The organism is Rahnella sp. 1L-D-7-B-C2, assembly GCF_057290995.1.
Genome location: NZ_JBXAVQ010000023.1, coordinates 42,609 through 57,286 on the forward strand (window position 1 = coordinate 42,609; position 14,678 = coordinate 57,286).

The 14,678-nt window shown below is 58.2% G+C and carries 13 protein-coding genes; 12 read left to right on the plus strand and 1 reads right to left on the minus strand.

The window, feature by feature from the left end; all coding sequences use genetic code 11:
• Positions 1 to 73: 73 nt before the first annotated feature.
• The 12 genes from AC0Z7K_RS22185 (at position 74) to AC0Z7K_RS22240 (ending at position 14,195) form a co-directional block, all read left to right on the plus strand.
• The gene (locus AC0Z7K_RS22185) at positions 74 to 697 is read left to right on the plus strand and encodes a 4Fe-4S dicluster domain-containing protein (protein ID WP_413529527.1); all 624 of its coding nucleotides are present in this window, start codon (positions 74 to 76) and stop codon (positions 695 to 697) included.
• Entirely contained in the window at positions 694 to 2,598 is a 1,905-nt protein-coding gene (locus AC0Z7K_RS22190; RefSeq protein WP_485615978.1) for a proton-conducting transporter transmembrane domain-containing protein, read from the plus strand. The genes AC0Z7K_RS22185 and AC0Z7K_RS22190 overlap by 4 nt, the downstream gene beginning before the upstream one ends.
• 10 nt (positions 2,599 to 2,608) lie before the next feature.
• Entirely contained in the window at positions 2,609 to 3,562 is a 954-nt protein-coding gene (locus tag AC0Z7K_RS22195; RefSeq protein WP_485615989.1) for a respiratory chain complex I subunit 1 family protein, read from the plus strand.
• A gap of 44 nt (positions 3,563 to 3,606) precedes the next feature.
• Complete coding sequence (locus AC0Z7K_RS22200; protein ID WP_485615979.1) at positions 3,607 to 5,331, plus strand: hydrogenase large subunit; 1,725 nt, start codon at positions 3,607 to 3,609, stop codon at positions 5,329 to 5,331.
• A 14-nt stretch (positions 5,332 to 5,345) separates the two neighbouring features.
• Positions 5,346 to 5,903: a formate hydrogenlyase complex iron-sulfur subunit gene (locus tag AC0Z7K_RS22205; protein WP_485615981.1), complete on the plus strand. Its 558-nt coding sequence runs from the start codon at positions 5,346 to 5,348 to the stop codon at positions 5,901 to 5,903.
• Positions 5,900 to 6,697, plus strand: a complete 798-nt coding sequence (locus AC0Z7K_RS22210; RefSeq protein WP_413529214.1) for an NADH-quinone oxidoreductase subunit B family protein — start codon at positions 5,900 to 5,902, stop codon at positions 6,695 to 6,697. Before AC0Z7K_RS22205 ends, AC0Z7K_RS22210 begins: the two co-directional genes overlap by 4 nt.
• A complete protein-coding gene (locus AC0Z7K_RS22215; protein WP_485615990.1) occupies positions 6,697 to 7,176 on the plus strand; it encodes a formate hydrogenlyase maturation HycH family protein in 480 nt (159 codons plus the stop codon). The genes AC0Z7K_RS22210 and AC0Z7K_RS22215 overlap by 1 nt, the downstream gene beginning before the upstream one ends.
• Positions 7,169 to 7,654 (plus strand): hydrogenase maturation peptidase HycI, encoded by a 486-nt coding sequence (gene hycI, locus AC0Z7K_RS22220; protein WP_485615982.1) that lies wholly within the window; start codon positions 7,169 to 7,171, stop codon positions 7,652 to 7,654. The genes AC0Z7K_RS22215 and hycI overlap by 8 nt, the downstream gene beginning before the upstream one ends.
• Positions 7,655 to 7,872: 218 nt before the next feature.
• Positions 7,873 to 8,418, plus strand: a complete 546-nt coding sequence (gene hydN, locus AC0Z7K_RS22225; RefSeq protein ID WP_056774212.1) for an electron transport protein HydN — start codon at positions 7,873 to 7,875, stop codon at positions 8,416 to 8,418.
• Positions 8,419 to 8,441: 23 nt separating this feature from the next.
• A complete protein-coding gene (gene fdhF, locus AC0Z7K_RS22230) occupies positions 8,442 to 10,613 on the plus strand; it encodes a formate dehydrogenase subunit alpha (RefSeq protein WP_485615983.1) in 2,172 nt (723 codons plus the stop codon).
• 243 nt (positions 10,614 to 10,856) lie between these two features.
• A complete protein-coding gene (gene hypF / locus AC0Z7K_RS22235; RefSeq protein ID WP_485615984.1) occupies positions 10,857 to 13,154 on the plus strand; it encodes a carbamoyltransferase HypF in 2,298 nt (765 codons plus the stop codon).
• Positions 13,155 to 13,169: 15 nt separating this feature from the next.
• Positions 13,170 to 14,195, plus strand: coding sequence for a HoxN/HupN/NixA family nickel/cobalt transporter (locus tag AC0Z7K_RS22240; RefSeq protein ID WP_485615986.1), 1,026 nt, complete (start codon positions 13,170 to 13,172; stop codon positions 14,193 to 14,195).
• Positions 14,196 to 14,200: 5 nt separating this feature from the next.
• On the opposite strand, the gene csgC is transcribed toward AC0Z7K_RS22240, so the two are convergent.
• Entirely contained in the window at positions 14,201 to 14,530 is a 330-nt protein-coding gene (csgC, locus tag AC0Z7K_RS22245; protein WP_485615987.1) for a curli assembly chaperone CsgC, read from the minus strand.
• Positions 14,531 to 14,678 lie beyond the last annotated feature (148 nt).

A 14,678-nucleotide genomic window follows, 5' to 3' on the forward strand; every position in this document is an offset into this window, starting at 1 on the left:
GTCATTTTAAGTGCCGATTTCGTCATCTTTGACGAAATAGAGAGGAGACTTCATGAGCCACACCGCCGTTGCCATGAATCAATATGTGATCGCCGATCCAAAGCTCTGCATCGGCTGCAATACCTGTATGGCCAGCTGTTCGCAGGAACATCAGCGTCACGGCTTACAGTCTGCACCGCGTCTGCAGGTGATGCGTAACCGTCTGGATTCCGCGCCGGTGATGTGCCACCAGTGTGAAGATGCGCCCTGCGCGCAGGTGTGTCCGGTCAATGCCATCACCCGCGAGAATAACGCCATTCATCTCAATGAAAGTCTGTGCGTCAGTTGCAAGCTGTGCGGTATCGCCTGCCCGTTTGGGGCCATCACGTTTTCCGGCAGTACGCCCGTGGATATCCCGAGCAACTGCAATACCTCAAAAGCGCTGCCCGCCCCTCGTGCGCCGCGCGCTGTCAGCCCGTTTCTCGACTGCGTTCCCGGCATCCGCGCCGTGGCGGTGAAATGCGATTTGTGCAGCTTCAGTCCGGACGGTCCGGCGTGCATCACCACCTGCCCGACGCAGGCGATCACTCTGGTCACCGCCGGTCTCTCTGAGCGCGCCAGCCAGCAAAAACGCCTGAACGCCATGAACGTTTTCCCGGCAGAACTTCCTGTTGAACTGACGACCTTCACCGCCCCTGACGCGGAGGCAGAATTATGATTCCTTTATTGGCTCTTACGCCCGCCTCTCTGCTGACGCTGGCGCTGTTGATCTGGCTGCTGAGCGGCATAGTGAGCTGGCTGGTGGCGGCTTTCGCCCGACTGAGCAGCCTGATATCCGGGGCGGGCGGCATGCTGGCCTCGCTGGCGGTCATTATCGCCGCGTTGAAGATTTTGCACAGCGGGCCAGCACAAAGCATCACCTTACCGGCGCTGCACTTTGCTGCCGAATTCAGCCCGCTCAACGGCCTGTTACTGCTGGCGATGGCGGTTCCGGCGCTGTTTTGTAGCCTGTATGCCTGCGCGTGGCTTAACGGCGTGAACAAGCGTAAACGCGCGCGCACCGGGCTGTTGTGTAATCTGCTGCTGGCGGCGTTAACGGCGGCGGCAGTCTCAGCCAATGCCGCTCTGCTGATTTTGATGATGGAGCTGGCGGCGCTGTGCGCCTATTTCCTGATCGTGCAAACCGACGATGTAAAAAGCCGTCGTGCCGGTCTGAATCAGTTTCTCTCCGGTCGTCTCGGCACACTGTGCCTGATTCTGGCCTTCGCCCTGCTGCATCACACCAGTGGTAGCGTGAATTTTGACGTGCTGCGCCATACAGAATTTAATCCTGGCGTGAAATCCCTCGCCTTCCTGCTGGCGCTGATCGGTTTCGGGCTGTACGCCGGGATCATTCCCCTGCACGGCTGGGTACCGCAATCACATTCGAGCGCACCGGCTTACGCCGCCGCGTTGTTCTCTTCCGCCCTGATGAAAATTGGCATCATGGGCGTCATAAAAGTCGGTCTGGATCTGCTCGGTGCACCACCACTCTGGTGGGGCCTGATGGTGTTGCTTCTGGCAATCCTGACCGCGTTTATTGGCGGGTTGTACGCCCTGATGGAGCACGATATCCGCCGTCTGCTGGCCTATCACACGCTGGAAAACGTCGGGATTATCCTGCTCGGCGTCGGCGGCGCGATGGTCGGCGTGACGCTGAATCTGCCGGTGCTGGCATCTCTCGCACTGCTGGCCGGTTTGTTCCATCTCTTCAACCACGGCCTGTTCAAAACCGCGCTGTTCCTCGGTGCCGGTGAAATCGAAATGCAGACCGGCATCAAGGATATGGAAAAGCTTGGCGGGATGGCGCGTCTGATGCCGTGGACGGCCATGGCGATGCTGATTGCGTTGATGTCGATGGCCGCGCTGCCGCCGCTGAACGGCTTCGCCAGTGAATGGCTGCTCTATCAGTCGCTGTTCCAGCTGAGCGGCAGTCATGCGTTTATCGCTCGTCTGCTCGGGCCGCTGTTGGCAGTCGGGTTGGCGCTGACCGGCGCACTGGCGCTGATGTGTATCGCCAAAGTGTTCGGCGTGACCTTTCTCGGCGCACCGCGCAGTCAGGCCGCCGCCGATGCCACACCGGCACCGCTTCCGATGACGCTTGCCAGCGTGTTACTGGCGCTGCTGTGCGTGATTTTTGGCGTCGCGTCGCCGTGGCTTATTCCGCATTTCTCCGCCGTGGCAGCGTCGGTGCTTAACGCGCCATTGATGCCGTTCGCCCGTCAGGGCGCGGCGGCGACCGGCACTTCCGCCGTATCTGCGCCGATGATAGCCCTGCTGCTGCTGGCGATGCCGGTGTTGCCGTGGCTTATCGCCAGTCTGTTGCGCGGCCAACGTCTGCCGAACCGGCTGCGCGGCGATGCCTGGGCCTGCGGCTACGGGCATTCACCTGACATGGTGGTGACTGCGACCGGTTTCGCCCAGCCGCTGCGCGTGATGTTTGCGCCGCTGTACCGTCTGCGTCAGCGCGCTACGCCTGCTGCACTGGTGGCCGCGCTGCATCAGGGCTGGCTCGGTGCTTTCTGCCGCCGTCTGGCTTTCATCGAACTGGCCGTGTTGCTGGTCGTGGCTTTCGCCTGAGGAACTGATGATGAATTTTCCCGTTTTGATGAGTAACACGCTGTGGCCGTTGGCACTGATTCAGGCTATTACGCTGCTGGCGGTTGCACCGCTGTTCGCCGGATTCAGCCGCGTGATGCGCGCCAAAATGCATAACCGGCAAGGGCCGGGCGTGTTACAGGAATATCGCGATATCGCCAAATTGCTGCAACGGCAAAGCGTAGCGCCAGCGGCCTCCGGTGCAGCGTTTCGCAGCATGCCTTATCTGCTGACTGGCGGCCTGCTGGCTATCTCCACCGCCTTGTCGGTGGTGACGCTGGCGTCGCCGATGGGCGCGGCGGGCGATCTGATCACGGTCATTTATCTCTTCGCTATCGTGCGTTTCGTGTTTGCCATCGCCGGTCTGGATACCGGCAGCCCGTTCACTGGCATCGGCGCCAGCCGTGAAGCAGTGCTCGGCGTGCTGGTCGAGCCGATTTTGCTGCTCGGCCTGTGGGTAGCCGCGCTGGTCGCCGGTTCAACGTCCCTCGGCGCGATTGCTGACTGCGTGCGCCACTGGCCGGTCTCTTCTTCCTTAACGCTGATTTTGGCCGGTCTGGCCTGTGCTTTCGCCACTTATATCGAAATGGGCAAACTGCCGTTTGATATGGCGGAAGCCGAGCAGGAGTTACAGGAAGGACCGCTGACCGAATATTCCGGCGCAGCACTGGGCGTGCTGAAAATGGGGATTAGCCTCAAGCAGCTGGTGGTGTTGCAGCTGTTCCTTGGCCTGTTTTTCCCGTTCGGGCTGGCACAACACCTGACGCCGCTGACGCTGCTGGTCGCCGCGATGCTGTGCCTGCTGAAACTGCTGATTGCCGTTTTTGTCGTCGCGCTGCTCGAAAACAGCGTTGCCCGTCTGCGCTTTCTTAAAACTTCCCGCACCACCTGGGCGGGCTTCGGGCTGGCGTTTCTGGCGCTGGTGTCCTGGCTGGTCGCAGGCTGACCTGACATTTTTCTTGTCCCGCTGCGGCGGGAAGAGGCTTAGTAATGAGTGATTTCAATACCGCGTTAAACCAAAATCCGGTCGGTAAGCATTATCTGGCGGCGCTGGCGAAACAGTTTCCGTCGGCGATTTTAGGCAGTGAATGGCAAACCGACACGCAGGCAACCGTGACCATCAAGCTGAACGCCCTGCCGGAAGTGGTTGAGTGGCTTTACTACCAGCAGGGCGGCTGGCTGTCGGTACTGTTCGGCAATGACGAACGCACACTGTGTGGTAATTACACACTGTATTACGTGCTCTCGATGGAGCAAGGCGTGAAGTGCTGGATTACAGTACGCACCGAAGTGGATCCGGTTTCGCTGGAATTCCCGTCTGTGACGCCGCGAGTGCCTGCCGCCGTCTGGGGCGAACGCGAAGTGCGCGATATGTACGGCCTGCGTCCGGTCGGGTTGCCGGATGAACGCCGTCTGGTGCTGCCCGATGACTGGCCTGACGATTTATATCCGCTGCGCAAAGATGCCATGGATTATCGCCAGCGGCCCGCGCCGACCACTGACGAAGAAACCTATCCGTTTATTTCCGAAGCCAAAGAAGGCAGCAAAATCGTGCCGATTGGCCCGCTGCACGTCACCTCTGACGAACCCGGACATTTCCGTCTGTTTGTCGATGGCGAGGACATTATCGACGCCGACTACCGCCTGTTCTACGTTCACCGCGGTATGGAAAAACTGGCCGAAACCCGCATGGGCTACAACGAAGTGACGTTCTTGTCAGATCGCGTCTGCGGCATCTGCGGCTTTACACACAGCGTGGCCTACACCTCATCGGTGGAAAATGCGATGGGGATTGTGGTGCCGGAACGCGCGCAGATGATCCGCTCAATTTTGCTGGAAGTCGAACGTCTGCACAGCCACCTGCTGAACCTCGGGCTGGCCTGCCATTTCGTCGGGTTTGACTCCGGCTTCATGCAATTTTTCCGCGTGCGTGAGCAATCCATGAAAATGGCCGAAATCCTCACCGGCGCGCGCAAAACCTACGGTATGAATCTGATCGGTGGCATGCGTCGCGACATTCTCAAAGACGACATGATAGCCACCATTGCGCTGGCGGGCAGCATGCGCCGTGACCTGCATGAGCTGGTGGACATTCTGCTCAGTACGCCGAATACCGAACAGCGCAGCGTCGGCGTCGGCCTTCTTGATCCGCAGGTTGCGCGCGATTTCAGCAACGTCGGTCCGATGGTACGCGGCAGCGGCCATCGCCGCGATATGCGTCAGGATCATCCTTACGCCGGTTACGCCAAACTGCCGTTTGAAATTTGCAGCGAAACCGGCAACGACGTGTATTCCCGCCTGAAAGTGCGCGTCCATGAAGTGTTCAACTCCCTGAATATGATCGAGTTCGGCCTGCAAAGCCTGCCGGGTGGCCCCCTGGCGGTGGAGGGCTTTAACTATATTCCGCATCGCTTTGCACTGGGCTTTGCCGAAGCGCCACGCGGCGATGACATTCACTGGAGCATGACCGGCGACAACCAGAAACTCTTCCGCTGGCGCTGCCGCGCGGCGACCTACGCCAACTGGCCGACGCTGCGATACATGCTGCGCGGCAACACCGTGTCCGACGCGCCACTGATCATCGGCAGTCTCGATCCTTGTTATTCGTGCACCGACCGCATGACGGTGGTGGATGTGCGTAAGAAAACGACCATCGTCGTGCCTTACAAAGAGATCGAACGTTACGGCATTGAACGTAAAAACTCGCCGCTTTAAGGAGCCGCCCAATCATGCTGAAACTGATTAAAAAAGTTCTGAAGACCGGCAAGGCGACGGTGGGTTACCCGTTCACACCGCTGGATCTGGCCCCGAATTTTCGCGGCAAACCGCAGTACGACGCGCAACAGTGTATCGCCTGCGGTGCCTGTGCTAACGCCTGCCCGTCCAACGCGCTGACCATGACCACCGCCGAAGACGGCAAAAGCATCCGCTGGTCACTGTTTTTAGGACGCTGCATTTTCTGCGCCCGCTGTGAGGAAGTCTGCCCGACGGCGGCCATTAAGCTTTCGCAGGAGTTCGAGCTGGCGGTGTGGCGCAAAGAAGACTTATACGAAACTGCCGATTTCCCGGTTTGCCACTGCCGCGAATGCGGCAAACCTTACGCGGTGCAAAAGGAAATCGACTTCGCGCTCAGCCTGCTACAGGAAAATGGGGCGCTGAGCGACAGACAAATCGCTGACCGCCGGGCGCAGTATGAAACCTGCCCGGCCTGCAAAAAACTGCACTGTCTTTCATCCACCGACCGGATTGATATCGGCCGTCATATGGCCACGGAGGCGCAGCCATGAGCCAGACACTGATCGGCCCGCGTGACGAAAATGGTCTGCCGGTGCCCGTCACACTTGACGAAAGCATCGCCAAACTTAAATCCACCCTGCTCACCCGCATCCGCCGCTCCGCCTATGTGTATCGCGTGGACTGCGGCGGCTGCAACGGTTGTGAAATTGAGATTTTCGCCGCAATTTCACCGCTGTTTGATGCTGAACGCTTCGGGATCAAAGTGGTGCCGTCGCCGCGTCACGCCGATATTTTGCTGTTCACCGGCGCGGTGACACGTGCCATGCGTGTCCCGGCACTGCGCGCCTGGGATTCTGCACCGGATCCAAAAATCTGCATTTCTTACGGTGCCTGTGGCAACAGCGGCGGCATCTTCCATGACCTGTATTGCGTCTGGGGCGGTACCGACAAAATCGTGCCAGTGGACGTTTATATTCCCGGCTGCCCGCCGACGCCCGCCGCCACGATTTATGGTTTTGCGATGGCGCTCGGCCTGCTCGATCAAAAAATAAAAGGCCAGCAGCACGATGAAGAAGCGGCCCTTCCGGCGGCGTTGCTGCACCCGGATTTGCCACAGCCGCTGCGCGTATTACTCGATCGCGAAGCGCGCCGCATGGCTGGTTATCGCTATGGTCGCCAGATTGCCGACCGGTTTATGCAACTGGTCGCCGCCCCCGGCCTGCAACCGGTGGATGAGCGCGTGTCGGCATATCTTGAGGAACAGGGAGATATGCGTCTCAATGAAATCGTCGGCAACCTGCAACAGATTTATCAGCAGGTACTGCGCGGGGAGATTCGCCTGTGATGACCTCAGCCAACGACCAGCGTTACGCCAGGCATCAGACCATAGCGGGCGTACGAGCAGTGAGAAACAAAGTGATTTTCTATTCGCTGAGCAGCAAGTTCGTCGATGAGAAAAGCGCGCAGAAACGCAGCTCGCAAAAAGTACAGGAGGTGATTTATTACAGCCTGGCGATCGGCCATCACCTGGGGGTAATCGACTGCCTGAAGTCACGCCTTGAATGCCCGCTCGACGGCTACAGTCAGTGGATGGAGTGCCTGACGGAAAACAGCGAGGCGCGTCGCAAACTGGCCGGTGTGCAGCGCTTTGGCGAAATCAACATCGACAGTAGCCACACCCATTGTCTGGCGCTGGCGCTGCGCGATGCCCGTGAAAAGATGAACACGCAGCAGCAAGGGTGGAGCGACGCACTGATTGCGCTGCTTCAGCAAATCGAAAACGACCCCGCCATGTACCTGATGGTCAGGAGATACGATGCCTGATACCACTTCGCGCTTCGCCCTGCTGTGCGTCGGCAACAGCATGATGGGTGATGACGGCGCGGGCCCACGGCTGGCAGAAATTTGTGCTGAACAACCGCTGAGCGGCTGGACGGTGGTGGACGGCGGTGCCGCGCCGGAAAACGACATCGGTTTTTTACGTGAACTGCGCCCGGATTATCTGGTGATTGTCGATGCCACTGACATGGGGCTGGCACCCGGTGAGATGCGCATCATCGATGAAAATGACATCGGTGAGATGTTCATGATGACCACCCACAACTTGCCGCTGACGTTCCTTATTCAGCAACTACGCGAAGACATTCCGCAAATCACCTTTGTCGGCATCCAGCCGGACGTTGTGGCGTTTTATTACCCGATGAGCCCGGTGGTGGAACAGGCGGTTAGCCGCTTGCATCGGCTCTTACCCCGACTGGAAAGCGGGCTGGGCATCGCCCCTTACAGAGCGGATATAGCCTGACGCCGGCTTTCGACACAACTGTCGAGGCAGTGACGAAGCGGACAGGACGTCAGCGACACATTTCGTCACTGCCAAAACATCACTCTCTAACTCATTGAATATAATCAGTAAAAATTAACCACCGCAACTGGCACGGTTTATGTATAGCCAGTGCAGCAATGTCGTCAGGCCGGTGTCATCCGGCTTCATAAGAAAATCCGGAATCAGGAGAGTTGAAGATGAACCGGTTTATTATCGCCGACCCTAAAAAATGTATCGGCTGCCGTACCTGTGAAATCGCCTGCGTCATGGCTCACAGTGAATCGCAGGATATCTCCCTGCTCAACGCCGCCACGTTCGCGCCGCGCTTGCACGTGATTAAAGGCGTTAATCTGAGCACCGCCGTGATGTGTCGCCAGTGTGAAGATGCGCCCTGCGCCAATGTCTGTCCGAACGGCGCCATCAGCCGCGTCGGCGACCGCGTTCAGGTGATGCAGGAACGTTGCATCGGCTGCAAAACCTGCGTCGTCGCCTGCCCGTACGGCGCGATGGAAGTCGTCACCAAGCCGATTTTCCGCCAGAACGGCGCGGCCATGACCGCCACCTCTGACAAAGCCGAAGCGCATAAATGCGACCTGTGCCATGCCCGCGCTGGCGGCCCGGCCTGTATGGAGATCTGCCCGACCAAGGCGCTTTATGCCATCGATCGCAATCACTTACAGGAAATGAACGCAGAAAAACGCCGCCGCGCTGCGCTCGATAGCACCTCCCCCCTGCTGTTTTAACCTCGAATAGAGGAAGGAAGAACATGAAAAAAGTCACCACTGTCTGCCCATACTGTGGGGCGGGATGCAAAATGAATCTGATCGTGGATAACGGCAAAATTATCCGCGCAGAAGCCGCCAATGGCGTGACCAATCAGGGCGAACTGTGCCTGAAAGGCTACTACGGCTGGGATTTCCTCAATGACACCAAACTACTGACCCCGCGCCTGACGCAGCCGCTGATCCGCCGTCAGAAAGGCGGAAAATTCGAAGCCGTCAGCTGGGATGAAGCCATCCGTTACACCGCGCAACGCCTGAAAGAGATCAAACAAAAACACGGCCCGCGTTCGATAATGCATACCGGCTCCTCCCGTGGTACCGGCAATGAAACCAACTATGTGATGCAAAAATTCGCCCGTGCGGTGATAGGCACCAACAACGTCGACTGCTGTGCCCGAGTGTGTCACGGCCCATCTGTTGCCGGTTTGCAGGCCACGCTCGGCAACGGCGCGATGAGTAACTCCATCGGCGATATCGAAAACTCCAAATGTCTGCTGGTGATTGGTTATAACTGCGCCGATTCGCACCCGATCGTCGCCCGCCGGGTGATCAAAGCCAAAGAGAAAGGTGCGCAGATCATTGTCTGTGATCCACGCCGTATCGAAACCGCCCGCATCGCCGATCAGCATCTGCAAATCACCAACGGCTGCAACATGGCGCTGGTTAATGCGTTTGCCTATGTGCTGATCGAAGAAAATCTGTATGACCACGATTACGTCGCCAAATACACCGAAGGTTTCGAGGAGTATCGCAAAAACGTGGCGAATTATTCGCCGGAAGCGGTGGCAGAGCAGACCGGTGTGACTGCCCAGCAAATTCGTCAGGCGATGCGGACTTATGCTGCCGCGCCTTCAGCCACCATCATGTGGGGTATGGGCGTGACGCAGTTTGGTCAGGCGGTGGATGTGGTGAAAGGTCTGGCGGGTCTGGCGCTGCTGACCGGTAATCTGGGACGCGCGAACGTCGGCGTTGGGCCAGTGCGCGGGCAGAATAACGTACAGGGTGCCTGTGATATGGGCGTGCTGCCCAACGAATTCCCCGGTTACCAGTCAGTTACCGATCCAAAAGTGCGTGCGAAATTCGCCGATGCCTGGGGGATCGACGTGAACCAGATGGATCCGGAGATTGGTCATCGCATCACGGAGATCCCGCATCTTGCGCTGGAAGGCCACGTCAAAGCCTATTACATCATGGGCGAAGATCCGTTGCAGACCGAAGCGGACTTGAGTCTGGTACGCAAAGGTTTTGAAGCGCTGGAATTTGTGGTGGTGCAGGACATCTTCATGACCAAAACTGCCGAACAGGCCGATGTTATCTTGCCTGCCACCTCATGGGGTGAGCACGGCGGCGTGTTCTCCTGTGCGGATCGTGGTTTCCAGCGTTTCGAGAAAGCCATCGAGCCGAAGTACAACGTGAAGCGCGACTGGGAAATCATCAGTCTGCTGGCGACCGAACTCGGTTATCCGATGCATTACAACGACAACCAGGAAATCTGGGACGAAATGCGTGAGCTGTGCCCGCTGTTTTACGGCGCGACCTACGAAAAAATGGGCACGCTCGGGCATGTACAGTGGCCGTGTACCACGCTGGAAAGTCCGGGAACGCAGTACCTGTATCAGGACAATCATTTCGATACGCCAACCGGCAAGGGCCAGCTGTTTGCTGCACCATGGCGTGCGCCGGCTGAAGTGCCGGACGGTGATTATCCGCTGGTTCTCTGTACCGTGCGCGAAGTTGGTCACTACTCCTGCCGCTCCATGACCGGTAACTGCGCCGCCCTGCAAACGCTGGCCGACGAACCGGGTTTTGTGCAGATGCATCCACAAGATGCGCAGGCGCTGGGCATTCGCGATCAGCAACTGGTGTGGGTTGCCTCACGCCGTGGCAAAGTCATTTCCCGCGCCAACTATAACGAGCGCATCAACATTGGCGCGGTTTATATGACCTATCAGTGGTGGATCGGCGCCTGTAATGAACTGACGCAGGAAAATCTGGATCCGATATCCAAAACGCCCGAAACCAAATACTGCGCGGTCAACGTCGAGCAAATCGCCGATCAACGCTGGGCTGAAGACTATGCTCAGCAAACCTACAGCGATATGAAAGCGCGTCTGCGCAGTGCCGTTGAAGATGTGATCCCGGTGGTTGAAGTGTAGTTTTTTGCTCTTTGTCCTCTGGCGAGTGCGGGTTTGGATGGGGTGACAGCATTAATACGGCATCGTCTGCTATACCCCCTCCCCGCCTGCCCCTTCGCAGGGGGGAGGCGCTAAAAGACAAACCTGAAAGCGCATGGTCGGCACCCTCCCCTGCGAAGGGGAGGGTTGGGGGGAATTAAGGTCAATCACTAAGTTGAAGTGTGTTTTGACCTTCCCGGCATTACTGAAAAACTCAGAGGTTGTATGTCTGATTCTTTACTCATCCGCATCAACGGCAAGGTTCAGGGGGTCGGTTTTCGGCCCTTTATCTGGCAACTGGCTGACCGTTTACGGCTTCGTGGCGAAGTCAGTAACGACAGCGCGGGTGTGGAAATCAGACTGCTTCAACCCGTCAATATCGATATTTTTATCGAACAATTACAACGCGACTGCCCGCCGCTGGCACGAATCGACAGCATGACTCTCGCCCCCTTCAACTGGCAGAGCCCCCCGCAAAACTTCACCATTACCGGCAGTCGAAAAGCGCAGATGGATACTCAGGTAGTGCCCGACGCCGCGACTTGCCCGGAATGCCTGAAGGATATAAATCAGCCCGGCGATCGTCGCTTTGGCTACGCCTTTACTAACTGCACCCATTGCGGCCCGCGCTTTACCCTGATCCGCGCGATGCCCTACGACCGCCCTTCTACCAGCATGGCGGAATTTCCGCTGTGCCCGGCGTGTCAGCAGGAATATCAAAACCCGGCCGACCGGCGCTTTCATGCGCAGCCCGTGGCCTGTGCACACTGCGGTCCGCAAGTCAGCGCCACGTTGCAAAATGGCCAAACCGTGGCACAAGGTCAGGCGGCCATCGAACAGGCAGTGATTGCGCTGCGCGCCGGAAAAATCGTCGCCATCAAAGGGCTCGGCGGCTTTCATCTGGCCTGTGATGCCACAGAGCAGGCCGCCGTGATGCGGCTGCGTGAGCGGAAACATCGCCCGACAAAACCGCTGGCCGTCATGCTGCCGGACATCGTCTGGCTGGCGCGTTGCAGCGACGAAAGCCCACAGTTTGCGCTGCGGGAAGTGTTGCAGTCTCCCACCGCGCCGATTGTACTGACGCCGCAGAGTGCGATCACACCACTTTGCGCGGCCATTGCGCCGGAACTCGATGAAGTCGGCCTGATGCTGCCCTTTACGCCACTGCACCATTTGCTGATGCAGGCCTGCCAGACGCCGCTGGTGATGACTTCTGGGAATTCCGCAGGCTGCGCTCCTGCATTAACCAACGCGGATGCACTGAGCCAGCTCGACGGCATCGCCGATCTGTGGCTGCTGCACAACCGCGATATCGTCCAGCGCGCTGATGATTCGCTGGTGCGCCTGACGCCTCAGGGCATCGAAGTATTACGCCGCGCCAGAGGTTATGTCCCTGATGCTTTGTCGCTCCCACCGGGTTTCATCGCGCCGCCGCCGGTACTCGCGCTGGGTGGCGATCTCAAAAATACCTTTTGCCTGGTACGCAGCGGTCAGGCAGTGCTTAGCGCACACTTTGGCTCGCTGGCGCATCGTGATATTGCCCTGCAACAGCAACAGGGACAGACACACTTTCAGCATCTCTATGCCTGTACGCCGGCTGTCATCGCGCGCGATGCACATCCCGCATACATCAGCCATGTTAACGCCGACACCACCGCAACACGGGTGATTGACGTTCAACATCATCACGCGCATATCGCCGCCTGCCTGGCAGAACACCGCTGGCCGCTGGACGGCGGAAACGTCATCGGCCTGGCGCTTGACGGTCTGGGATACGGTCAGAAAGGTGAACTGTGGGGCGGCGAATGTCTGAACGTGAATTATCTGCGCTGTGAACATCTGGGCGGATTACCGGCGGTAGCGCTGCCCGGCGGCGACCGCGCTGCGCGGGAACCCTGGCGTAATCTGCTGGCACAATGGATGGCGTTCGTGCCCGGCTGGGAACAACTTCCCGAGGCACAGGCGCTGCTGGCGCATCCGTGGCAGCCGCTTGCTAAGGCGATCGCCGCCGGGATTAATTCACCACTGGCCTCATCCTGCGGGCGCTTATTCGATGCCGTTGCGGCCGCCCTCGGCTGCGCGCCGGAAAAACTCAGCTGGGAGGGCGAAGCCGCCTGCCGCCTGGAAGCACTGGCGCGGCGGGCATATGGCGTAAAACATCCGGTCACCCTGCCGCTGCTTCATACAGACAAGGGGACGTTTCTCGATTTGGCGGTCTTCTGGCAGCAGTGGCTCGGCTGGCAGGCGACACCGGCGGAGCGGGCTTTTGCCTTTCATGACGCGCTGGCCCAAGGCTTTGCTGCCCTCGCCCGCTATCACTGTACGAAAACCGGCACCCGCACGGTCGCGCTCGGCGGCGGCGTGCTGCATAACCGCTTGCTGCGCCAGCGTTTATACGAGGCGTTAGCACCGCTGCACGTATTAATGCCGCTCGCCTATCCGGCAGGCGACGGCGGGCTGGCGCTGGGTCAGGCGGTTGTCGCCTGTGCCCGTCTTCAATCTGTTTGCGAATTAACTGAATGATAAATAAGGATCCCCATGATTAACCGCGTGTTTTTTCATACCCATCGCCGTGCCTTTTGGCTTTTTCTAGGGCTCGTAGCTGTCAATCTGCTGGCCTGGGGCTGGGCGCTGGCGGCGTTTCGCCATAATGCAGCACTGATTGCGGCGGCGCTGCTGGCCTACGGTTATGGCCTGCGGCACGCGGTAGATGCCGACCATATTGCAGCGATCGATAACGTCACCCGTAAGCTGATGCAGCAAGGCCAGCGTCCGGTGGCGGTTGGGGCGTTTTTCTCACTCGGCCATTCGAGCATTGTGGTCCTGGCCTGCGTGGCGATCGCCGCCACATCGCTGGTATTCGGCGATAAAATCGGCTGGCTGCACGATTACGGCAGCACCATCGGCACGCTGGTCTCGGCGTTATTTTTATTGATGATGGCGCTACTGAATGCATTGATCCTGCGCGATGTCTGTCGTCGTTTTCAGCAAGTGAAACAGGGTAAAACCTTCACAGACAAAGAAGAATTGCACCAGATTCAGGGCGGCGTGATGAGCAGGCTATTCAGCTTTGCCTTCAATATGGTGAATAAGAGCTGGCAAATGTATCTGGTCGGATTTTTGTTCGGGCTGGGCTTTGATACCGCCACGGAAATCGGTCTGCTGGGGATTTCAGCGGCAGGCGCGTCTTCCGGGATGTCGGTATGGAGCATCATGGTGTTTCCAGCGCTGTTCGCCAGCGGCATGGCGCTGATTGATTCACTCGATAACTTTGTGATGGTCGGCGCCTACGGCTGGGCGTTCGACAAGCCAGTTCGTAAGCTCTATTACAATATGACCATCACTGCTACCAGCGTGGTGATTGCGCTGTTTATTGGCGGACTGGAAGCGCTGGGACTGATGGCCGATAAGCTGGAACTGCACGGCGGAGCGTGGTCGGTGGTTGAGCAACTGAACGACAATATGGGCAGCGTCGGTTACGCCGCGGTGGCCGTGTTTGTGGTGTTCTGGGGGATCTCGGCGCTCAATTATCGCCGCAAAGGCTACGATAATCTGGCGGTCTGATGCCGTTATGCATCACCCGGTAAAGTGATCTGTTTTTCCAGACGCAACGTGCCACCGTCAGTGACGGTAATCATGATTTGCGTTTTGCTGCCTGGCGTTACCGAAAAACGCATACGTCCCAGCGGCTGAGGCTGATTGGCAGAGAGGTTGACGTTGCTGCTCTGGTGGCTGGTACTGTTTCCGGCACCGCCTTCCTGCGAGACCGACACCGCTACCTTACAGGCACAGGCTTTGGTGAGATTGACCATCGGCGTTACGACATATCTTTGTGCATCGCTGTGGGTATCGAACCAAAGCTGATTCGACATGACAGCAGCGATCAGGAGTAAGTGCATATTTTTATCCTCAGACTCGTCGTTAAAACAGTCGAAAAAAAACAGGGCTAGTGCCCTAATGCCGATCGTTTAAGGATCAGTTGACCGATCCAGTGGCTCGTGTAAAAAGGGTTCATGCTCAACATGGACCCTTTTTAAATGGAACTTT